This is a genomic window from Nostoc sp. UHCC 0870 (assembly GCF_022063185.1).
Lineage (GTDB): Bacteria > Cyanobacteriota > Cyanobacteriia > Cyanobacteriales > Nostocaceae > Trichormus.
This window is the reverse complement of the sequence record NZ_CP091913.1, coordinates 1,240,001-1,262,854: the sequence shown is the minus strand read 5'-3', so window position 1 is coordinate 1,262,854 and position 22,854 is coordinate 1,240,001. Positions and strand designations below refer to the sequence as shown.

The 22,854-nt window shown below is 41.4% G+C and carries 19 protein-coding genes, 1 rRNA gene and 3 pseudogenes; 14 read left to right on the top strand and 9 right to left on the bottom strand.

The features are described from left to right. Positions 1 to 12: 12 nt before the first annotated feature. The 3 genes and pseudogenes from L6494_RS05610 to L6494_RS05600 all read right to left on the bottom strand — a co-directional run. Entirely contained in the window at positions 13 to 2,187 is a 2,175-nt protein-coding gene (locus tag L6494_RS05610; RefSeq protein WP_237992133.1) for a GumC family protein, read from the bottom strand. Between the two features lie 816 nt (positions 2,188 to 3,003). Continuing rightward, a complete protein-coding gene (locus L6494_RS05605) occupies positions 3,004 to 3,951 on the bottom strand; it encodes a ribonuclease Z (protein WP_237992131.1) in 948 nt (315 codons plus the stop codon). A 123-nt stretch (positions 3,952 to 4,074) separates the two neighbouring features. Further along, a pseudogene (locus L6494_RS05600) lies at positions 4,075 to 4,284 on the bottom strand (phosphorylase); the annotation flags it as partial. 79 nt (positions 4,285 to 4,363) lie between these two features. Between L6494_RS05600 and L6494_RS05595 the strand changes: the two are divergent. Further along, a pseudogene (locus L6494_RS05595) lies at positions 4,364 to 4,522 on the top strand (DUF2237 family protein); the annotation flags it as partial. 151 nt (positions 4,523 to 4,673) lie between these two features. Next, complete coding sequence (locus L6494_RS05590) at positions 4,674 to 5,417, top strand: glycoside hydrolase family protein (RefSeq protein WP_237992129.1); 744 nt, start codon at positions 4,674 to 4,676, stop codon at positions 5,415 to 5,417. Positions 5,418 to 5,523: 106 nt separating this feature from the next. Here L6494_RS05590 and L6494_RS05585 read toward each other — a convergent pair whose 3' ends face one another. Both L6494_RS05585 and L6494_RS05580 read right to left on the bottom strand, forming a co-directional pair. Beyond that, on the bottom strand, positions 5,524 to 5,931 hold the full coding sequence (locus L6494_RS05585; RefSeq protein ID WP_237992120.1) for a hypothetical protein: 408 nt from the start codon (positions 5,929 to 5,931) through the stop codon (positions 5,524 to 5,526). A gap of 2 nt (positions 5,932 to 5,933) precedes the next feature. Next, on the bottom strand, positions 5,934 to 6,836 hold the full coding sequence (locus tag L6494_RS05580) for a hypothetical protein (protein ID WP_237992118.1): 903 nt from the start codon (positions 6,834 to 6,836) through the stop codon (positions 5,934 to 5,936). Positions 6,837 to 6,851: 15 nt separating this feature from the next. On the opposite strand from L6494_RS05580, the gene L6494_RS05575 reads away from it, so the two are divergent. Together L6494_RS05575 and L6494_RS05570 are read left to right on the top strand one after the other, a co-directional pair. Then, on the top strand, positions 6,852 to 7,082 hold the full coding sequence (locus L6494_RS05575) for a hypothetical protein (RefSeq protein ID WP_237992116.1): 231 nt from the start codon (positions 6,852 to 6,854) through the stop codon (positions 7,080 to 7,082). 76 nt (positions 7,083 to 7,158) lie between these two features. After that, the gene (locus L6494_RS05570; protein WP_237992114.1) at positions 7,159 to 7,914 is read left to right on the top strand and encodes a Uma2 family endonuclease; all 756 of its coding nucleotides are present in this window, start codon (positions 7,159 to 7,161) and stop codon (positions 7,912 to 7,914) included. Positions 7,915 to 7,961: 47 nt separating this feature from the next. Here L6494_RS05570 and L6494_RS05565 read toward each other — a convergent pair whose 3' ends face one another. Next, positions 7,962 to 9,227 (bottom strand): competence/damage-inducible protein A, encoded by a 1,266-nt coding sequence (locus L6494_RS05565; RefSeq protein ID WP_237992112.1) that lies wholly within the window; start codon positions 9,225 to 9,227, stop codon positions 7,962 to 7,964. A 90-nt stretch (positions 9,228 to 9,317) separates the two neighbouring features. Between L6494_RS05565 and L6494_RS05560 the strand changes: the two are divergent. The 5 genes and pseudogenes from L6494_RS05560 to minE all read left to right on the top strand — a co-directional run. Further along, a pseudogene (locus tag L6494_RS05560) lies at positions 9,318 to 9,521 on the top strand (hypothetical protein); the annotation flags it as partial. 32 nt (positions 9,522 to 9,553) lie between these two features. Continuing rightward, entirely contained in the window at positions 9,554 to 10,879 is a 1,326-nt protein-coding gene (locus L6494_RS05555) for a four-carbon acid sugar kinase family protein (protein WP_237992110.1), read from the top strand. A 177-nt stretch (positions 10,880 to 11,056) separates the two neighbouring features. Then, positions 11,057 to 12,130 carry a septum site-determining protein MinC gene (gene minC / locus L6494_RS05550; RefSeq protein WP_237992107.1) on the top strand — a complete coding sequence of 358 codons (1,074 nt, stop codon included), beginning with the start codon at positions 11,057 to 11,059 and terminating at the stop codon, positions 12,128 to 12,130. A gap of 46 nt (positions 12,131 to 12,176) precedes the next feature. After that, positions 12,177 to 12,983: a septum site-determining protein MinD gene (gene minD, locus L6494_RS05545; RefSeq protein WP_237992105.1), complete on the top strand. Its 807-nt coding sequence runs from the start codon at positions 12,177 to 12,179 to the stop codon at positions 12,981 to 12,983. 32 nt (positions 12,984 to 13,015) lie between these two features. After that, positions 13,016 to 13,312, top strand: a complete 297-nt coding sequence (gene minE, locus L6494_RS05540; RefSeq protein WP_237992103.1) for a cell division topological specificity factor MinE — start codon at positions 13,016 to 13,018, stop codon at positions 13,310 to 13,312. Positions 13,313 to 13,612: 300 nt separating this feature from the next. Here the strand turns inward: minE and L6494_RS05535 are convergent, their stop codons facing one another. Further along, a complete protein-coding gene (locus tag L6494_RS05535) occupies positions 13,613 to 14,881 on the bottom strand; it encodes a hypothetical protein (protein WP_237992100.1) in 1,269 nt (422 codons plus the stop codon). 900 nt (positions 14,882 to 15,781) lie between these two features. On the opposite strand from L6494_RS05535, the gene blaOXA reads away from it, so the two are divergent. Next, positions 15,782 to 16,633, top strand: a complete 852-nt coding sequence (gene blaOXA, locus L6494_RS05530; protein WP_237992098.1) for a class D beta-lactamase — start codon at positions 15,782 to 15,784, stop codon at positions 16,631 to 16,633. Between the two features lie 35 nt (positions 16,634 to 16,668). Beyond that, positions 16,669 to 17,679 carry a methionyl-tRNA formyltransferase gene (gene fmt / locus L6494_RS05525; RefSeq protein WP_237992096.1) on the top strand — a complete coding sequence of 337 codons (1,011 nt, stop codon included), beginning with the start codon at positions 16,669 to 16,671 and terminating at the stop codon, positions 17,677 to 17,679. Between the two features lie 16 nt (positions 17,680 to 17,695). On the opposite strand, the gene L6494_RS05520 is transcribed toward fmt, so the two are convergent. Beyond that, a complete protein-coding gene (locus L6494_RS05520; protein ID WP_237992093.1) occupies positions 17,696 to 18,046 on the bottom strand; it encodes a DUF6464 family protein in 351 nt (116 codons plus the stop codon). A 216-nt stretch (positions 18,047 to 18,262) separates the two neighbouring features. Here L6494_RS05520 and L6494_RS05515 point away from each other — a divergent pair, with 216 nt between their 5' ends. After that, positions 18,263 to 19,162: an ATP adenylyltransferase family protein gene (locus L6494_RS05515; protein WP_237992090.1), complete on the top strand. Its 900-nt coding sequence runs from the start codon at positions 18,263 to 18,265 to the stop codon at positions 19,160 to 19,162. A 160-nt stretch (positions 19,163 to 19,322) separates the two neighbouring features. On the opposite strand, the gene L6494_RS05510 is transcribed toward L6494_RS05515, so the two are convergent. Beyond that, on the bottom strand, positions 19,323 to 19,979 hold the full coding sequence (locus L6494_RS05510) for a DUF3386 domain-containing protein (RefSeq protein ID WP_237992087.1): 657 nt from the start codon (positions 19,977 to 19,979) through the stop codon (positions 19,323 to 19,325). A 104-nt stretch (positions 19,980 to 20,083) separates the two neighbouring features. Between L6494_RS05510 and L6494_RS05505 the strand changes: the two genes are divergently transcribed. Both L6494_RS05505 and L6494_RS05500 read left to right on the top strand, forming a co-directional pair. Then, positions 20,084 to 20,758, top strand: coding sequence for a LuxR C-terminal-related transcriptional regulator (locus L6494_RS05505; RefSeq protein ID WP_237992070.1), 675 nt, complete (start codon positions 20,084 to 20,086; stop codon positions 20,756 to 20,758). 318 nt (positions 20,759 to 21,076) lie between these two features. Next, a 16S ribosomal RNA gene (locus tag L6494_RS05500) occupies positions 21,077 to 22,567 on the top strand. Positions 22,568 to 22,854: the final 287 nt, after the last annotated feature.

Genomic DNA, 22,854 nt, shown 5'->3' with positions numbered 1-22,854 from the left:
TCACCTGTCACCTTAATTACTCGCTTCATTGGCGATGATACCAACTAAATTTAATCGATTTAAAATTTCTACAGCTTGAGTGATTTCAGTTTGAGTTACCCAACCAATACGCCCCACCATCATAATTCCATTGCAGAAGGAGGCGACGATGCGAGCATCAACTGTATCTAAAATGGCTGGAGCATCTATCAATACTAGGTCATAACTTTGCTCAAATAACTCGATGAGTTCTTTCATGCGCTGAGAACTGAGCAATTTTACTGGGTCTTCTGATGCTGGACCGGCGGTCAAAATATCGATAGAGGGATGAATAGGCTGGATGTAGTCTTGTATATTGCTACTGGTTTCGTCAACTAGTAATAAAGATAGTCCCCAATCGTTAGATAGTTGGAGAATTTTGTGAAGTTTAGGCGATCGCAGGTTAGCATCAATTAGTAGTACCCGTTGGTGCATATGAGCTGCACTTGCAGCTAATCCCAACGCCAAAGTTGTACGTCCTTCCCCTGGTAATGCAGAAGTTACCATCACAGAATTAAAGGGAAAGGGGTACTTCAAAATTTGCGTATTTTGGTACACCATATCTAAGGTTTCGTGACAAGGTAGCCAAGAGTCAGTTTCTACCAAAGAAGGTGCTGTGTTGCGTCGCCAGTTCCAAGCCAGACTCGGAAGCCGCTTTTCCATCGCATTGGATGCGAGTTTTGGTACTGAACCCAGTAGTCTCAGGTTGCTTACTCTCTGTAAATCCTGCGCTGAATGAATTACACGATGACGTATCCCCCAAATTAGCGCAATGACAACACCCAAAACTGGCCCGATAACCATACCCCCAAAAACAAGTAATAGTTTGTCATAACTGTTATATGTTGCCAAGGTAGGTTCTTCTAACACTTGCCAATCAAAACCCGCCTGGGTAATTTGTAATCCTACAGACTGTTGTGTTTGTAGCATTTGCTCTAACCTTTGGCGGTGAGTTGCAACTTCTGAAAGTAGACGTTGATATTCTGCTGTTAAACTGGGGTATTTTTTTAAATCTGTAATAATTCGCTGTTCTGATGCAACTAATCTCTTTTCGTTAGCTATTAACCCTTGGGCAGTTGTTTCTAACTGGCTTATTTCTTCTACTAGTTGCTCTTGTGCTAATAAGGCTGTTTTTTTAGTATCTCTTGTTAGTTGCTTTGTTTCTTGTTGTAAGAGTTTTAATTGATTCTGGCGTTGCTGTTTCAGACTTTCAATGATAGGAGAATTATCTGTGTAGCGTAATTGCTCCTGGGCTAATAATTGTTCAGTTTTTTGCACCTCACTCAAAATTGTTTGGTAGCGAATTGATTCATTCAAACTTGAGGGAATGAGTGCCTGTTGAGTTGAACTAGCAATATTCTGTTCTAAAATTTGCTGGCGATCGCGTACATTTTGCAACTCAGTACGAGTAGTTTGTAGCTGTTTTTGGGTATCAGCTAGAGAGTTGAGCAGGACTTGTTTTTGTGATTGAGGATCTAATAAATTGTGCTTCTTACGAAAATTTTCTAGTTTAATTTCTGCTTCTCTCACCTGTTTTTGCAGTAGTGGTAGGCGAGTGTTAACAAAAGCCAATCCTTTATTTAAACGTTCTTGTCGTTGCTCAATATTGTAGTCCTGATAAACTCCTTGTAAAGCCAATAAAACTTTTTGCGTTTTCACCGGATCATTATGCTGGAATGAAACTTCAAAAACTGGACTAACTAAATTACTCCCACCTGTTTTTTTGGCTAATTGAGTGACTTCTAGATGTAATTTTTGTCCCTTATTTGATTTACTTTTAATATCTGCCAAAGTAATATTTGGATAGTCTGAGCGTAGTTTATTTACTGCTTTTTCAATTAACTTAGAACTGAGCATTAAATTTTTCTGAGCAGTATAGTAATCAAATAATTGGGGTTTGACACCAGTGACTTTATTGTCTGTACTGTTAGAAATATTAGTTAAATCAATACTTTCATATATATTAGAACTTACTAAGATTTGCATATGGCTTTTGTAAGTCGGTTTAGTCATCATAGCCAACAGGCTAGTAACTGACATGACAATACAAGAAACTCCCAATACTATAAATCGCCGACGTAGTAAGATTTTAGATATATGTCTAAATCTTACTTGGCTTTGTGACGAGTTAGTAACAAATTCATCTTGATTTAGACTGATTTTAGACACTAGTAAATTCCTCAAATATTTTAACAGTGCATTTAGAAGACGATGAGCCTTTTGCCAAGCAAGTTTTTTTATGTATACGTGAACACTAATATATCTCTTAGTAATATGTGAATTTAAAAAACACAAATGTATTACTAATTGATATAGAGAATATAGAGCCTAAAATAATTTTCTTAATTATGTCAACCGTCGCCAGTTTTTTTTACTCTATCCTTATTTAATAGACCCAAGTATTCTTTAAATATGTCTAAAATGGATATTTATAGAAATACTTGTATTCATTAATATTTTTAGTACAATCTAAAACTAGTAAGGTAATTGGTATTAAGCCACAAAACGAAGCTAAAATGTGACTGTAAAATTTAAATTGGATGTTGTTAAAATTACCAAAAAAGCTGAATAGAAAATAAATAAAGACCTTGAAAGTCTTAACTAATAGTTGTTTCGTATAATTTTGGCGATTGAAAAAATAATCACTTCTAAATATAGGGATAGTTATAAAAAAAATAGTGAGTGAATAAATATACTTTGTATATAATATGCAGATGTAAATAGAAATTAGCCAAAAGTAAATGTATAATTTACCTCTAGTTATTGGGTGATTTTTTGTATAAAATAAATGAAATATTGACAAATTTATAGATAATTTAGCAGATCAAAATTGAAGCTTAGATAAAATCACCTGCTACTTTCCGGTTGTATTTTGCAACTAATGGTATTTGAGACTACTAAATGAGTCTGTGGGAATAAATATAACTAATATAAAGTTATTGTTTTCGAGTTCGTAGTAAGGACTTTAGTCCTTACTACAAACCTTTAATTATTTACTGCTTCCCGCCGTCTGGGGATATCATAAGTCATGAAATCATAAGCCATATCTGTACTTGGAAAAATAGCACGGGCTTCTTTAAGTAAATCTCTTAAATCTAAAACATTACCAGGAGCGTAGCGGGGGCTGAAATGGGTCATAATCAGTTTACGCGCTCCCGCAGCTAAAGCCGTTTGTGCTGCCATTGTAGTTGTCGAGTGCAACCTCTGAAAAGCCATCTCTGCATCTTGGTGAGCAAAGGTAGCCTCATGGATTAACACATCAGCATCCTGAGCTAATTCCACTGCACCATCACAATAAATTGTGTCTGTACAATAGGCAAACTTACGCCCCAATTCTGTAGGGCCACATAATTCAGTCCCCTTGATGACTCGTCCATCAGCGAGAGTAACAGTTTCACCCCGCTTGAGTTGACCATAAATCCTACCAGGAGGAATTTGCAAGGCTTCAGCTTTCTCCACATCAAAGCGTCCAGTGCGGTCTTTTTCCGCTACGCGATAGCCGAAAGCTGTGATGCGGTGATGCAAAATACCACAACTAACAGTAAATTCTTCGTCTTCATAGACTACACCTGGACGAACAGCATGGACTTTAATTGGGTAAGAAAAATGTGTATGGGAGTAACGTGAAGCAGCTTGGATATAGTCACTTAATCCAGGTGGTCCATAAATATCGACTCTTTGCACATTACCAGCTAAACCACAACTAGCGAGAAGTCCCATCAAGCCAAAAATGTGGTCGCCGTGCATATGAGTGACAAAAATTCGGGATAGTTGACTACTTTTTAGTTCACTCCGCAGCAGTTGGTGCTGAGTACCTTCACCACAGTCAAATAACCATAGTTCTGCCCTTTGCGGTAATCTCAGGGCAACACTAGAAACATTACGTGATCTTGTAGGTACACCGGAACTTGTCCCCAAAAATGTGATCTGCACAGCGTTTTTTAGCCTTTTTTTTGCTGAATTTTAAGCTCTGTTTTATATAGTGGCAGGTTATTCCGCAAATTTACAACAGGCGGAAGGAGAAGGGGAGAGAAGAGGACAAGGGAGTGGTTTTTTTCATCGGGTGGCTGATAGCCTAGGTTCAGAAAACAGCGATTTTGTCAATTGTTCTAACGCTTTTAACCCTTGTAGAGAACCTCGAATTAGGTGAGTAGCTGCAATGGGTTGGCGAATGAATCTGAGTGCTAAAGATAAAGGTTTCAGAGAACCATCGGGATTGATTGCTGCTGTTAGGTCAGGGATATCATGATGACAATCATCACTGACAAATAATTATGTCTTCTGCGTGATGATTTTCCAAGATGGCAAAGCTTAGTAGTGCAGAATCTGCACGAGAGCAATTTAACGTGATGGATTTTGTTCTACAGGTGCTTATGATACAGGGATGCACGTTGTTTGCGCTCAAGTCACACCAGCATTTTTAGAGTTTACCAAATTACGAGGTAACGACCTCAGCACACCTGTTCCTGAGTATAATTTTCCTGGATTACGGCCTGGCGATCGCTAAAAATGAGGTTAGCGATGATTGAATGAGTACAAAATGTTTCTTACAGACAAGTTAACTTTACTATTTGTTACAGAGCAATTGCGTATAACCGGAAATAACATTTGACTAGTAATTAAATCAACTACTAATCAAAATAATCAGGCAAATTATGAGTATCACTGAGACTCTCAGGAAAGGGTCACAAGGTTCACAAGTCAAGCAAATACAAGAAATATTAACTAAGCTTAAATTAGATCCAGGTAAAATAGATGGTAATTTTGGTGACAAGACTGAAGCATCTGTTAAGCAATTTCAACAACAGCAAGGTCTTAAACCTGATGGGGTAGTGGGAACAGACACTCAGAATGCTGTAAATAAGTTAATTCAAAAACTAGCAGAGTTAGAAAAAAGTTGGTATGGGGGTAATTCAGGGAAATTACCACTTCCAGGTGTGGCTATCATTAAAGAATTTGAAGGATGTAAATTACAAGCCTATCCAGATCCTCTGACTAAAGGTAAACCATATACTATTGGCTGGGGTTCTACGCGCAAAAAAGATGGTAGTGAGTGGAAACTGGGGGAAGAAATTACGCAGCAAGAAGCCGAAGAACTATTAATCTTGCAGTTAGAACGTGATTATCTACCACCTTTAGAAAAAATACCTGGATGGCAAGATTTGAACGCATACCAAAAGGGAGCTATATTAAGCTTTGCCTATAATTTAGGTGCTAATTTCTTTGGTGCTAAGAATTTCCAGACAATTACAAGAGTCTTACAAAATCAGCTATGGGATGAGATAGAAACTGCATTAATGTTGTACAGAAACCCTAGGAGTTCAGTTGAGGAAGGGTTAAAGCGGCGACGGCTAGCAGAAGCTAAATTGTTTCTTCAGCCAGAGATTGACTTTGCTTAATTGTTAATTGTGTAAGTTCGTCAACAACTGTCACCGCAATCAATCCAAAGAATGAAAGAGCGATCGCCTCAGTTAGTGGGGAGGATCGCCTTCATTAACTTTGCAATTAAAACGTCCATTCATGATCAGGATCATCAAGAGCAGATATAACTGATGTCAAATCCGCTAAATCTTTAAAAGGGCTTGATTTGGCGATTTCCGTGATCGAATTTAGGTACAAGCTTAACTGATTGTTGTCACCATTCTCTATCGCCTGATCCACTTTCTCAAATAGAAATCTAAAATTATCAGCACGCTCATCAAATGAGTATTTGAGATACTGTATGAGAACATCACGCTTTGCTTTAATTTGAGCAATTGTTGTTTTTTCCCAAGCCTGGATACCGCGCCTTTTAGTTTTCTCTTCTTCTGCAACTATTTTGTACGTGGTGTATGCTTCAACTAAATTATTCAAGCATTCAGAAGCGTCTTTACCTGCAACCAATACCTCTACAGCAACTTTCTTGGCTGTCATGTTTATTTACCTGGAAGAGTACGGTATTTTTCTAGGATGCTTACAGTACCAAGGTTAAGCTTACCTTCACTATTCAAGACTGGAGTTTTCAAAATTTCTACAAGTCCCTTCATGAGAAGTCCTACCTGTTGAAACTTTTCAGCATCTTTCTTGGAATCAAAAGGTTTAGATTCAAGTTCGTTCAGTCCGTCAATACCAATAGTATTTAAAGACTCAAACACACCTTTTAACTCAGTAATACGCTGTTTTACTTGTTTTGAATATTCTTTAGCAACATTAATTTCAGCGATCGCTTTGTTTACTTTGGCTTCATACTCCCGCGCCTTTGTCATAGCTTTCTCACCTTCACGAGCTGCAAAAAAGCCGCCAATTGCCAAAGCCGGAACAGCCGTGATCCCACCTAACACCCATACCCCAACAGCCATACCACCGCCACCAGCTGCAACTGCTCCACCACCAAACCATGCCAACATTGCATTTGTAGCTGCTGCTCCACTAAGACTTGAGATAGCTGTTCCAGTGCTTGCTACTCCTATTGAGGTAGCAACACCTATTGCACTACCATAACCTGCTGCTGCTGCTCCAGCTGCTTTAGCACCTGCCATGAAATACTGTTCTGCTGCTACAGCAGCAGCTTTATATTCTTGTATCTGCTGAACTGAAAAGTCCAGACCCTCTAAAAGCTTCTTCTCACTTTCGGATGCCTTCCTACCAGTACGTTCTACGAAGTCAACAAATCGCTTAATTGTATCTTTTATGACTTTTAATTGGAGTTGACCATACTCCTCTGCTAGTTTATTTGTAGCCGCTTCTTCTATTTTTAACCATTCAACAGCACGTTCATATCGCTCTTGCACTCCTTTGGCAAGTTCATTAGCTTTCTGTCCAGGATAAAATGAAACCATAAATCTGATGAAAAGATGGAAAATTGGCGAAATATTAATGAATGGCTGGAAGAAGCAGGATATAAAAGTCAGGTATCTAATCAGTTTCAACTAAGCGATGATTCACCAGTAGATTTATTAGTCAAAAAAGCCAATATAAGTTTTGATAACAATAAAATAATAGTTGATATTAATCTTAGAATAGTTGCTTCATCATCTTCAGAATCCATAATTATAGAAAATTTCAACACTAATGGTAAGATATAGAATATTTTCTAGCTCATCCTCAAAACTAGAATAACTGTCGTAAATCGGTTTCTTAATTTTGAATCATAAATTAATTATGGCAACCGAACTCAGCGCAACCAAACCTCAAACTGAATTAATAATCACCTGGGAAGCCTTACCCAAAGACTTTAAACTAGAGGATGAACCAGTGGAGAATACAGGTCAGCCAATATTGGCTGGTGCTTTGCGCGAAAGTTTAGAAATCAGTGGTTTCATCCAACCACAAATGTTGATAGCTTCCAATTTCGGACTGTGTGCGACCGTCAATGGAGAACTTGTTATTAAAGCACCAGATTGGGTTTATGTACCTTCAGTTAAAGAAGTTATCAGCGATCGCAAAAGTTATACACCAATTTTAGAAGGTGAAATTCCGTTAATTGTGATGGAATTTCTCTCGGATAATGATGGGGGAGAATATTCAGTTAAGCGCACTTACCCGCCAGGAAGATGGTTTTTTTACGAACAGATATTGCAAGTTCCCATCTACATAATTTTTGAACCAGATGGGGGATTATTAGAATATCATCAACGGGAAAATAATCGGTATGAACTAAAGCTACCCGATGAAAATGGTCGTCATTGGGTGCAGGAAGTGGGTTTATATTTAGGAACATGGCAAGGAACGAAAGAAGGGCGGACTGGTTATTGGTTACGCTGGTGGGATAAAGATGGAAATTTGTTACCTTGGGCTGTGGAACAGATTGAACAGGAACGCCAACGCGCTGAACAGGAACGCCAGCAAAAAGAACGACTAATGGCTTATTTGCGATCGCAAGGTATCGACCCAAATAATTTACCTCTTTTGGAATAAAAGATATCAGAAATTTCAGGCTTGAGATACTTTCATATCTCTTGTTGTCAAACCTGCTTTAATATCTGTCGTCGTAATAAATCTAGGGCTGTACACGCACTCAAATGACGAATGAAAGAGCGATCGCCTACCCCATCCCGCATTGTGCCAAACTGATATTTAAAACTTGTCACTTCATCGTTTGGCCCTGCTAACCCGATATATACCAAACCCACTGGCTTAGTATCCGTTCCTCCGGTGGGGCCAGCAATTCCAGTAATACTTAACCCCCAAGTTGTCGCAAGGCGCGTTTTGACACCTATGGCCATTTGTTCCGCCACAATATCACTGACTGCCCCAAATTTGGCTAAATCATCTGGATTAACTCCTAATAACCCTACTTTCACTGAGTTATCGTAAGAAATTACACCACCCCAAAAGTAATCAGAACTACCTGCAATCTCTGTCAACATTTGCCCTACACTACCACCAGTACAGGATTCCGCCACCGATAAAGTTTCTCCTGATGTCCGCAATAACTGACCAACTACAGAAGCTAAAGTGTCATCATTGACACCATAAAAATCTAAGCCAGCGATTTCTTTGATTTGTTTTTCAATGGGTAAAATCAAAGCCTCGGCTGCTGCTTGTGAAGTAGCCTTTGCAGAAACGCGTAGCCTTACTTCTCCCTTACCGGCATAGGGGGCTACTGTAGGGTTAGGCATATTTAAATAAGCACTGACTTTCTCTGCTAACGTGGATTCCCCAATTCCCCAAAACTTCAAACTCCGGCTGTAAATAATTTCTTGACCCCACCCTTGACTTTTCAGAAAGGGTACAGATGTTTCTTCCCACATCCGGTGCATTTCCCTAGGAACACCAGGAAAGGTAAAAATTATCATTCCAGGACGGGGTTGCCAGATAATACCCGGTGCTGTACCACTCGGATTAGGTAAAATATCTGCACCTTGGGGAATCAAAGCTTGTTTGCGATTGCTGGGGGTCATTACCCGACCGCGTTGAGCAAATTTTTGACTAATATCTTCAATAATTTCTGGCCGTTCTACCAAGGGAACACCAAAAAAATCAGCGATGGTTTCACAGGTAAGGTCATCTGGTGTAGGGCCTAATCCACCAGTGAAAATTAAAATATTAGCTCTGGAAATAGCAATTTCAATAACTTGCTTGATGCGTTCTGGGTTATCTCCCACTACTGTTTGATAGTAATGAGGAATGCCTAATTGAGCTAGTTGTTTAGCTAGATATTGAGCATTTCCGTTGACGATATCTCCCAGTAGCAGTTCAGTCCCAACACAAATAATTTCTGCACTCATTTAATTTCAGTCAAAAATAAAATTTGCCGTATCGCACTAGCGATCGCCAGTTTAGAGCATAACTGATCTCTTGGCTGTGATAAAACAACCCTACAACTCCTACGAGAAGATTTAGTTCGGGCGTTAAAAAGCGATCGCCTTTTGCGGGATAATAAAACACTGCTTGCCAACAACCAAGAGTTATCTGTCAATAATCTCACCAATATCCAAGCTTTACAAACTAGCACTCAGGCTAGTGAATACAATCTAATTTTAAATCAAGCATTGCAGATTGCCTTGGATGTACAAGCATAAGTCAGAAAACTACAATCTTCCCGTTGACATCCATGAGCAATAAACCAAAAATAATCGTCTTGGATGATGATCCTACCGGTTCTCAAACAGTCCATAGCTGTTTGCTGCTAATGCGTTGGGATGTGGAGACTTTACGCCTAGGGTTACGGGACGATTCGCCGATTTTCTTTGTCCTGACAAATACTCGCTCCTTACCTCCAGAGTCAGCTACATCGGTAACAAAGGAAGTATGTCAGAACTTAAAGGTGGCTTTAGCTGCTGAGGGTGTGACTGATTTTCTTGTAGTGAGTCGTTCTGATTCCACCTTGAGGGGACATTATCCCATTGAAACTGATGCGATCGCCGACGAACTAGGTTCATTCGATGCACATTTTCTTGTCCCAGCTTTCTTTGAGGGAGGACGCATCACCCGCGATAGTGTGCATTACCTAATTATTGATGGTGTACCTACGCCAGTCCATGAAACTGAATTTGCCCGTGATTCGGTTTTCGGCTACCATCACAGCTACTTACCGAAGTATGTGGAAGAAAAAACCAAAGGACGCATTCCAGAGTCAGCAGTAGAAAGATTTCTACTAGCTGATATTCGTACTGGAAGCTTAGAACGCTTACTCAAACTCACAGGTAATCAGTGCGGTGTCGTCGATGGGGAAACCCAAGCGGATCTCAATCGCTTTGCTGTAGATATTTTAGCTGCCGCCAGTCAAGGTAAACGCTTTTTATTCCGCAGTGCAGCCAGCATCTTAACAGCTTTAGCAGCTTTACCTCCCCAACCCATCGCCGCCGAAAACATGGCTGAGTATGTGCGCCAAGGTAAACCAGGAGCAGTTATCGTTGGTTCTCATGTCAAAAAGACCACACAGCAGCTAGAATCGTTATTAAAAGTATCGGGGACTGAAGGAATTGAAGTCAATGTATCGCGGTTACTGGATGAACAAACAGACGCAGCTACCACACTCCTCAGTGAAATTCTCGATACAATATATCAAGTACACAACGCAGGTAAAACCCCAGTCGTGTATACAAGTCGTCAGGAACTCACATTTGCTGATGTCACCACCCGCTTACAATTTGGGATAAAAGTTTCCCAGTTATTAATGGATATCGTTCAAGGCTTACCCTCTGATATCGGCTTCCTGATTAGCAAAGGTGGGATTACTTCTAACGATGTCTTGAGTACAGGCTTGGAGTTAACATCAGCCCGATTACTAGGTCAAATTTTAGCAGGCTGTTCAATGGTAATTACCCCAACCGATCATCCCCATTTCCCCAACTTACCAGTAGTTCTATTTCCCGGTAATGTAGGAAATGCTGACGCTTTGGGGACAGTTTACAAAAGATTAACTAAAAATACTTAAGCAAAAACGTTGCTGTATTTTGCAACTAGTCTAATATTGGTAGTTATACCAACTATCTCAAAGAAAGCTACAAATGCTTTCTCTGAAAACTCAGAGGCAAGCTAACTTTCTCATTACGAATTACGAATTACGAATTCCTCTCACCAGGTGTATTTGTTTAATTTTGGCTGAAGCTGCATGAGTTCTGATTCTGCTATCCCCAATTTAGAGCCAAATTCTGCATCAGGCAGTGCAGAATTTACTGCCAAGAGTACCGCTCACAATACAAATGCTGCCAATTTTCAGGAAGAATCTAACTCGATTATTCCTGATGCCGAGCTAGATTCTGTGCTTATCTATCTCAAGTCAAATTCTGACTCTGGTGATGGGGAACACAAGGTTACAAGCTTGGATGAGCAGCAAAATCCTACTCCTCGTGAAGTAGATTCAAGTGCTGTTAAAACAGAAAATGTCGAATTTGATTTGGATTTATTGGATCTCGATGGTACTGATTACGTCGATAATCAAGTCAAAAACGATATTCAAGTCCACTTCAAGACTGAGGAAGGAAAACTATTAGTAATTTTACCGACAGAATTACAAGTACCTGCCACAGAATTTGCTTGGTCTGAGATTTGGCAACAATTAAAGTTTCGCTTGATGGCAGGCGATCGCCTGCGTACACTAAATACATACGTACATCTAATTGCACATGATCGCCTTTTAGATACGAGACAACTGCAACAACTCGCGGAAACCTTTAGTGAGGTGCAACTGCAACTAAAATCTGTAGCCACTAGTCGCCGACAAACTGCGATCGCGGCTGTGACATCAGGTTATTCTGTAGAACAATTACAGCCAGAAACTATTCTCTCTTCAGAACCGAAAGCAACGGCTAAACCCCAAGCCGATGCCTTATACCTGGAAATGACAATCCGTTCTGGGATGGAAATTCGTCATCCCGGTACAGTAATTTTATTGGGAGATATCAATCCTGGTGGTATGGTATTGGCAGATGGAGATATCATCGTCTGGGGTCGTCTCCGGGGTGTTGCCCATGCTGGTGCATCTGGTAATAATGAGTGTCTAATTATGGCACTGCACATGGAACCAACCCAGCTGCGAATCGCTGATGCTGTGGCTAGGTCGCCAGAAAAATTACCGACGCAATTTTTCCCTGAAGTAGCACACATCACCTCTAGAGGAATTCGCATCGTCAGAGCTAATGATTTTTCCAGAAACCTTTTAAATAGGATCAATCAAGCACCATAAATACATTTAATATAATTCTTTAACCCTCATCCAGCAAACTTGTATCATGACTCGTATTATTGTCATTACCTCCGGTAAAGGAGGTGTGGGTAAAACTACCGTTTCGGCAAATCTGGGCATGGCTATAGCCAAAATGGGTCGTCAGGTTGCCCTAGTAGATGCGGATTTTGGTCTACGAAATTTGGATTTGCTTTTAGGACTAGAAAACCGCATTGTCTACACAGCAGTAGAAGTTCTGTCTAGAGATTGCCGTTTAGAACAAGCATTAGTCAAAGATAAGCGTCAACCAAACCTGGTACTTTTACCAGCAGCGCAAAACCGCACCAAAGATGCTGTCACACCGGAACAGATGAAGTTATTGGTGAATGCGCTAGCGCAAAAGTATCAATATGTGATTATTGATAGTCCGGCTGGGATTGAAAATGGCTTTAAAAATGCGATCGCCCCAGCCAAAGAAGCCCTCATTGTCACCACCCCAGAAATTTCCGCCGTGCGGGATGCTGACCGAGTAGTAGGGTTATTAGAAGCTCAAGGTGTTAAACGCGTTCACCTGATCATCAACCGCATCAGACCTGCAATGGTCAGAGCAAATGATATGATGTCCGTGCAAGATGTCCAAGAACTGCTGGCGATACCCTTAATTGGAGTTATCCCTGATGATGAGCGTGTGATTGTCTCCACCAATCGCGGCGAACCTTTAGTATTAGGGGACACACCGTCCCTAGCTGCTGTAGCTTTTGAGAACATTGCTCGGAGATTGGAAGGAGAAACAGTCGAATTTATCGACCTTGACGCACCTCAAGAGAACATATTCAGCCGTTTGCGAAAGTTGTTACGCACTAAAATCGTTTAACTAATTCTCCAGTCTCCGCACACCTACAAGCAATGATCCTCGAATTAATAGATAAGCTATTTTCACGCACTTCTGATACCAGTCGCTCTCAAGTCAAACGCCGCCTGCAATTGGTAATCGCCCACGATCGCGCTGATTTAGACCCTCAGACCCTAGAAAAAATGAGAAAAGAAATTTTAGATATAGTCTGTCGCTACGTAGAACTAGATACAGATGCTCTAGAATTTGCCCTCGAAAGCAATCAACGCACCACAGCGTTAATTGCTAATTTACCCATCCGGCGGGTGAAAGAAGCTATACCTGAATTGGAAAGGAGTGAAACGCCTTAGATGAGTAATGAGTGCTGAGTGCTGAGTAAAAAGTAATGAGTAATGAGTAGTGAGTGATGTTAGAGTTAGCCGATCTTTGAACACCCTGCTGAGTTCAGACAGAGTTTCATGACATCTTTGTACAATTTATTACATAAGTTTCTAGCCTGGAAATAGAGGCTAGAAAAGATAGATTTTCATCCCATTATTATGTAATTTATACATTTATATCTACCTGATAAAAATGCTTTTTGAATCAAAACTCAGAACTCAGCACGGGCTAAACGCCCCGCTACCGCTAACAGCACTCAATACTATCTTCTAACGAGATGCAACTTGTGGCCCTGCCCAAATTTCTGTCAGCTTGTCACCAAACGTCACAGGCTGATCCGCATCTGTAGTAGATCCAGTCTTACCGTCAACAGCTACTTTCACCAAAGGCCAGTTTTCTTCCCCCATTTCTCCAGCACGGAACAGGACATGATCGGGTTCGTTTTTACTCCAGCCTAACAGCACAGCAATTTTCTCATGATCCTCTTCATTCTGCGCCGGAGCAACTGTGTTAGCTTGGTTTTTCTGGCGATCCCAAATTACTGCTTGATCTGTAGAATCGCCTGTGTTGAATACCCCTTCAAACCTACGTGCTAAGAAGCGATCGCTTTTTTCAGACCAACTAACAGGGACTAATACCCCTATTTTTCCATCTTTGCTAGCCTGCTCTGCTAATGCTGCCTGATTTTTTACTAGCGGGTCATGTAAGGTACTTGTAGAAGCCATCACCCTTAATCTCTTGGTTTCCCTGTTTTCTACAAACAGAACACTACTAACTCTGGTGTTGTACATTTCGGGTTTAACTTCGATTTGTACTCTGCTATAAACAGCAAACTTACCATCAGGAGAAACTACGGGGACACTACGGTAATGGCGTACTCCCGTCATCCCTTTAGAACCAATAGCTTCCTGAGTGCTGACAATCCATTTCCAGGGAATCGGATGAGGACTACCTATGGGATCGGCTGGTAGTTCTGAAGTATCTTCAGGTTGCGGCTGAATCACAGGTGCGTCTTGAGTAGCATCCGGTTGAGATGTTGGCAGCGTTGGTAGACTTGGTAGAGGTTGAACTGCTGCCAATAAGTTATTATCAGACTTTTCTCTCAAGATATCTGCAATTTTTGATGTTCGTTTCATCGTGACTGATGGCGCAAGTTCCACAGACGCGAAGGGATCAACAACAGCACTATCAATACTTGAATGAGAATATTCTTTAGCTAACAAAGACTCAGAGTTATTGTCTTCTGGTAATAGCGACTCAATTCTCTTTGGTATAACTACCAATTCTCTGGTACTGGAGTTAATCGGGTCTACCGTTAATACTTCCGCTAACTCCGATTCACTGAGAGTAGCTTTGTCATGGGATACAGCATCAGACTCTCCAGTTTCAGGCGTAATTTTTGGTATCGCTTTCGATGACCTTGCTGAACTTGAGTGACCTGAAGCCGCAACCAAAGGAGCAATTAATATAAAAACAACAAAATAATTAAAAAATGGTTGCACGCGGAACCATCCTGACAGCAAGAGGGGTTTAAGCATGGGTGGACTCTCCAGAGGGGCGGTTGCTGGGTGAGGAGCAATATCTATCTGACAAAAAGCAGGTCTTGATTACAGGTATAACAACAAACTTGAGGGTTTAGGGAACATCAAGACAGAATTTTTATAAATTTGGAGATGTTTACTTATCTCAATTTTCATAATTCACTTTTTGTTATTCAAACTAAGGGATTTTCCTGACAAATTGCCGATAAAAAACACAAGCAGATTAACTAGTAAGCTACTGCCTAAAATCAAATTTTTTTGCGGCACTTAGGAGTAAACACAGCCAGAACTATGTTTTGCCCAAAGAAAAATTAGAATATGTATTGGACTAAAGATTAATAGTCCAAAGGTAGATCATCTATAAACCAAACTGTTGGGGTTAGGGAAAAACAGATATAGCAAAACAAGGCTATCCTGTTGAACACTTGCGACAACAGTACAGACCCCGATAACGGTTTGAGTGAAGCGTTACTTCAAAATTACAAAAAGCTGAAGCACAAAATATAATACTCTAAAAACACCATTAACAACTACCCTAGGGTGGAAATTATTCTTGGAGCTTTCACAATAGCGATAGTGCTATGCTTTAGAGCAAAGTAACTACACCTTTCGCCGGATAAACAGGTTGAAGATTTCCTCAGAGGTATTTGGTAGATGTAGCCAAATTGTGAAGTTTATTAGCTACGGATGCAGTTAACATCCACTTATTTGGCTAAGAAATTCAATTATAAGTGTATCAAGAAAATTTTGATTTGGTCATGCTCAATACAGTTATTCATGATTCTTGACAGCTTTGTTATCAAACACGATGTTAAGACTAGATTTCTACAACTAACTACAAACACTCTTGCTGTATTATCACTGGTTGGTAAATCAGTTGTGTAGAGAAGATAAGTTATGCCTCAAAATCGGCGAATGCCCCTAGCAATGATGATCACTGTTGGTGTCTTAGTGATATTTTTAACCATTAGCAGTTTCCTCAGTATGCCTGCTAACTCCCAGAAAATTCAGACTCCGACAGTTGCTGAGAGTGTTAGCCTTGAGCGTTCATTTAATCAACTGGGGATCAAAGGTTCTATTCTCATTTACGATCGCAACAACAAAAAGTTTTACCAACACAACGCTACTCGCAACTCACAAGCCTTCCTTCCCGCTTCGACTTTCAAAATTTTTAACTCTCTTGTAGCCTTAGAAACTGGGGTGATTGCAAATGACGTGGCTATTTTGACTTGGGACGGCATTCAGCGCGAATTTCCAACGTGGAATCAAGACACCAACATCCGCCAAGCATTCCGAAATTCAACAGTATGGTTTTATCAAGTGCTGGCTCGAAAAATTGGTTATGAACGGATGGAGAAATTCATCAAGCAAGCCGGCTATGGAAACCGTCAAATTGGTACACCTGAGCAAATCGACCGATTTTGGTTAGAAGGTCCACTGCAAATTACACCCAAACAACAGATTGAGTTTCTACAACGTCTTCACAGCCGAGATTTACCCTTCTCACAACGTACTTTGGATTTAGTTCAAGATATTATGATTTACGAACGTACCCCAAACTATATACTGCGAGGAAAGACAGGTTGGGCAGCTAGACTCAGCCCTGGCATTGGCTGGTTTGTAGGCTATTTGGAACAAAACAATAATGTATATTTCTTTGCCACAAATATTGATATACGCAATAATGATGACCTTGCGGCTCGAATTGAAGTTACTCGGCGCAGTCTCAAAGCTTTAGGATTGCTATAACTATTGACTATTAACTATTGACTATCGCCTAATTCATGAAAATTGTATTTTTTGGGACACCCCAATTTGCTGTTCCCACGCTCGAAAAATTATTGCATCACCCAGAATTGGAAGTTTTGGCAGTTGTCACCCAACCAGATAAACGCCGAGAACGGGGCAATAAACTGACACCTTCACCCGTAAAAGTGGTAGCGATAAATCACAACATCCCAGTATGGCAACCCCAACGAGTGAAAAAAAATACTGAAACTTTAACAAAACTCCAGCAACTAGATGCAGACGTGTTTGTTGTAGTTGCCTATGGACAAATTTTGTCTCAGAAAATATTAGATATGCCAAAATTGGGCTGTGTGAATGTGCATGGCTCAATTTTGCCCAAATATCGCGGTGCTGCGCCTATTCAATGGTGTTTATACAACGGTGAAGCAGAGACTGGGATCACAACCATGTTAATGGATGCAGGCATGGATACTGGTGCAATGTTACTGAAAGCGACTACACCAATTGGCTTGTTAGATAATGCTGACAATATAGCCCAAAGGCTATCTGAAATTGGTGGTGATTTATTAATAGAAACCTTGCTTAAATTAAAAAGCCAAGAAATTCAACCAATTCCGCAAGATGATAGCGCAGCGACTTACGCCTCTTTAATTCAAAAAGAAGATTACACCTTAGATTGGTCAAAGACTGCGATGCAACTGCATAACCAAATCAGAGGATTTTACCCCAATTGCACAGCAACCTTCCGTGACCAAACTCTGAAGATTACAGCTACCCTTCCCCTTGACGTTGCTTACAGAGAGATACTACCACCAGAAATGCAAAAAGTATTTCAAAAATTGCCTGATTTAGCGAATATATCGGGATCAGGTAGTCCAGGGGAAATAGTAAGCATCGCCAAAGGAATTGGCGCAGTCGCCCAAACTGGTGAAGGTCTGCTGCTGTTGCGAGAAGTGCAACTAGCTGGAAAACGTCCCCAATCAGGATGGGATTTCGTGAATGGTACACGGTTAACTGTAGGGGAAGTGTTAGGTAATGGTGGTTAGGATATACCCTCAGCACTCATTGTTCATAAAAACGGCAAGATTCGCAAGGCCCATCAGGATTTACGGCACAGCGAATAATTTCTGAATTGGCATTATATCTACAGGTAGCATCCCCAACTACCCAACGCCCTGCTATGAGAGTTTTTTCTGTTGGTCTTTGAGCAGATTGCACATAGAGGGCGATATTATACAAGCGATAACGTCCTGATTTTAGTTGATATCTATGGCGGCGTTCTAAAACCGCGTAGGTTTTACCTTCTAAGTCGAGATAGTTTCCAGGTTGGGGTGTCCAGTCTAGTTGGACTTTACCGAGAGAACGACGCGGATGAGTCAGAATCACCTCAGTTGGTAAAGAGTCTAGCTCCATAAGTTTATGTGATGTGATTTACATTATAAAAATAGTATCGCAGCAGCCTACCTGGAGTTACCTGATCCAGATTACAATTATGGATTGCCTTCATTTACTATCAGGTTACGTCTAGCGAAGTTATGGAAAAGGCCGAAATACTTAGCACTTGTGTCATGGTTTGCCATGTTTTACTTTAAAATCTTGTCAGTGGCGATACTGTAAACACATTTGACCATGCCTGACGAAAAATTATTAATTCAACCCAGCACGTTATGGGAAAGTGTAAAAAAACAGACTAGCCATGCTTTAGAATGTGGTGCGTTGTTATCTATTCCTACGGAGTTTGAATTTATCGAGCAGGATGGTATTAAATTCTTGGTGCGAATTTTATCTAATCTTGCCCGTAAAGATACTGCAAAAAAAAAATCTCCTGGTGTGGAGTTTAATCCCTTTCTACCCTACGAAGAAGATTTATTCGTAACAGATATTTCTGATACTCATGTATGTATTTTAAATAAATTCAACGTTGTTGATTATCACTTATTAATTATTACCCGTGCCTTTGAACAGCAAGAAAGCTTGCTCACCCTAGCAGACTTTACAGCTATGTGGGCTTGTCTAGACGGAATTGATGGTTTAGTATTCTACAACGCTGGTAAAAATGCAGGTGCAAGTCAACGACACAAACATTTGCAACTTGTACCACTACCTCTAACAAATTCAGGAACAAAGACACCAATTGAACCGCTTTTAGCATCAGCCAAATTTCAAGATACCATCGCAACTATTCCCGGACTGCCATTTGTACACGCTTTTGCTAAGTTAAATCCTACTTGGGTAGAGTCGCCATTATCAGGGGCTAAAGCTACGTTAGAAATTTATCACAACTTACTCCAAGCTGTAAATTTAGGCGCAATTGATGGAGATAGACAATCAGGTGCTTATAACTTGCTAGCAACCAGAGAATGGATGTTAATCGTACCGCGATCGCAAGAACATTTCCAATCTATTTCTGTGAACTCATTAGGATTCGCTGGTGCGTTACTAGTTAAAAATAAGTCAGAAATGCAGATTCTTAAACATCAAGCTCCGATGAATATCCTCAAAAACGTTGCAAAGTTAATTGATAAGTAGCCATTTGCGCACTGTCTCCCCTTGGGAGAAGCATAAAACACGCCACTACGTTGCTGTTTCTCAGGGGTTTTCAACCTACCCTTATAAATAAAGGGAACACCAAAATCAGGTATCCCCTCTATTTATATAACTGTGGATGTTAATGTCTGAAAAACTCAGCTTAAGCCGCAACAGGCTCTAATAACTGAATATTAGAGAAGACAAATTCTTGAATAGAAATTTTACCTGCTGTTTCTGTGCGAATCTCACGACGATTGAGAATAGAATAATTTCCAACCTTTTCATACTCATCTACAAAGTTGCTGACTCCGCCTCTTTGTTCCCCAGTTTGGGGTTCATGATAAACAGAGTCATAGGTGTGGGGTAAATAACCTTCCCCAGTCTCATGAACACTAAAGGTATTAATAGTTACAACAACGCCGTGAATCTGGCGGTGAACGAGAGTAACTATATTATTGTGGATTTTATAGCGATCGCCTTCAGCTTTACCGCCCATTAAAATTGCCACAGCCCCATTTTCGTCAGTGTCCCCATAACGAAATGTGTTTGCACCGTGGGTTTGTTCAAAGGTGCGGCGCACACGGTGAATAGCGATTTCCCATGCTTGTCCGTGAATAGCTTTTTTCGCTGACTCGTCATCTACGCCCAAAACTTCTGCTTTGAGTTCAGCGTTGACAATGACTTGACCAGTAATAACTTTATCGCCATCCTTAAAGGTGATATCTGCTGTATACCCAGGAAAATCTTTATCCCAAGTGTAGCGGTTGTCATAAGCAGCCCGGAAAAGTTCCTGAGCAGAGATTTGTGTAACGGTCATATGTGCTTCTCCTAGCGTAATTAGTTATAGTCGCTTTTTACTTTTGCTGGTATTAGCATAGAAGTAATTGTTGAGTCTCGCATAGACCCCAACTGGGTACACTTATGCCTATTTCGCTCCACGATGTATTTCATGCGATCGCCAATATCCGTAATGAGCAAGAATTAAAACAGACGCTCATGGATAAAATTGGTGCATATTTTGGTGTGCAACGTTGGGGTATCCATCTTATAGATAGTAAATCAACATCTGATACCGATGCACAAACCATTCCCTCAGTCTGTTTAGAAAGTAATCCCATCGGACGCTATGTAGTTGAACGTCATGCTCCCACCCATGAACAATTACTATTAACCCCAGAAGACTGGAAAGATGTCTGTCCCCGCCACGACCACGGACACGTCATGACTGGGCCAATTGTTTGTGATGGGCATCTGGTAGGAACACTCAACTTTACCCGCGACAAAGGAAATCCACCCTTTAACGCCAATGACTTAGCTGACCTCAGCGCACTCTGTATTCATTTGTCCGCCAAACTCGCTACCCTGCGAACTACCCCGAAAAGCTTCCCCTCTCCATTACCCAACCCCTTAACCCCACGGGAATTACAAATTGCTGAACTAGTAGCCCAAGGGTTAACCAACGCTGAAATCGCTCAACGACTTTGGATTACCCAAAACTCAGTCAAACAAGCTTTAAAAAGAATGTTCCGCAAACTAGGGGTTTCAGCCCGTGCTGAGATGGTAGCAAGATTGCAAGACCTGCTGATTCACAAATAAATTCAACAAAACCAGATAATTTTATAAGGTGTAAAGCCTTCTATATCAGGACTTACAGCTTCTGCTGAGAAATTGCGATCGGCAATTTCAAAAAAAAATTGATTTAACCCTTGACGAACCTAAAAATTCTCGCTATTCTAGATAAGTGTCGAAGGCGGAAGAGCCGAGACAACCGAACCGAGAAAAAAGAATACTTTGAAAGCTAAAAAATAACCAACCTCGTCAAGAAAGATTGGTTTTGGGACTTCCCAAAAATTTAAGAAATTATAGCAAGGAATCTGAAAACTAGTTTTTCAGATGACAAACTCAAAAATCAACAAAATGGAGAGTTTGATCCTGGCTCAGGATGAACGCTGGCGGTATGCTTAACACATGCAAGTCGAACGGGAATCTTAGGATTCTAGTGGCGGACGGGTGAGTAACGCGTGAGAATCTACATTCAGGTCGGGGACAACCACTGGAAACGGTGGCTAATACCGGATGTGCCGAGAGGTGAAAGGCTTGCCGCCTGAGGATGAGCTCGCGTCTGATTAGCTAGTTGGGGGTGTAAGAGACCACCAAGGCGACGATCAGTAGCTGGTCTGAGAGGATGATCAGCCACACTGGGACTGAGACACGGCCCAGACTCCTACGGGAGGCAGCAGTGGGGAATTTTCCGCAATGGGCGAAAGCCTGACGGAGCAATACCGCGTGAGGGAGGAAGGCTCTTGGGTTGTAAACCTCTTTTCTCAGGGAAGAAGAAAGTGACGGTACCTGAGGAATAAGCATCGGCTAACTCCGTGCCAGCAGCCGCGGTAATACGGAGGATGCAAGCGTTATCCGGAATGATTGGGCGTAAAGGGTCCGCAGGTGGCACTGTAAGTCTGCTGTCAAAGAGCAAGGCTCAACCTTGTAAAGGCAGTGGAAACTACAGAGCTAGAGTACGTTCGGGGCAGAAGGAATTCCTGGTGTAGCGGTGAAATGCGTAGAGATCAGGAAGAACACCGGTGGCGAAAGCGTTCTGCTAGGCCTGTACTGACACTGAGGGACGAAAGCTAGGGGAGCGAATGGGATTAGATACCCCAGTAGTCCTAGCCGTAAACGATGGATACTAGGCGTGGCTTGTATCGACCCGAGCCGTGCCGGAGCTAACGCGTTAAGTATCCCGCCTGGGGAGTACGCACGCAAGTGTGAAACTCAAAGGAATTGACGGGGGCCCGCACAAGCGGTGGAGTATGTGGTTTAATTCGATGCAACGCGAAGAACCTTACCAAGACTTGACATGTCGCGAATTTCCTTGAAAGGGGAGAGTGCCTTAGGGAGCGCGAACACAGGTGGTGCATGGCTGTCGTCAGCTCGTGTCGTGAGATGTTGGGTTAAGTCCCGCAACGAGCGCAACCCTCGTTTTTAGTTGCCAGCATTAAGTTGGGCACTCTAGAGAGACTGCCGGTGACAAACCGGAGGAAGGTGGGGATGACGTCAAGTCAGCATGCCCCTTACGTCTTGGGCTACACACGTACTACAATGCTACGGACAAAGGGCAGCTACACAGCGATGTGATGCAAATCTCAGAAACCGTAGCTCAGTTCAGATCGAAGGCTGCAACTCGCCTTCGTGAAGGAGGAATCGCTAGTAATTGCAGGTCAGCATACTGCAGTGAATTCGTTCCCGGGCCTTGTACACACCGCCCGTCACACCATGGAAGCTGGTCACGCCCGAAGTCATTACCTCAACTTTTCGGAGAGGGGGATGCCTAAGGTAGGACTGGTGACTGGGGTGAAGTCGTAACAAGGTAGCCGTACCGGAAGGTGTGGCTGGATCACCTCCTTTTTAGGGAGACCTAAACCACTCAAGTAACGAAAACAATGAAAGTTGTGAATAGAGACTGAGAAGGTCTAACCTAGGTCGGTCGAGATTGGTGAAAGCTTTCAAAGTATTACTTATTCGGTTTACTAACTAGATTTGTTAAATAATGGATATATAAGTTCAGCAACTAACAAAAGTTAGACTGCTGGGTGAAAACCAGCCAGAACCTTGAAAACTGCATAGATAAAGCGAGAAATTAGCAAACACCGAAGAGAGAAAGTGATGAGTGCTGAGAGATGAGTGCTGAGTAA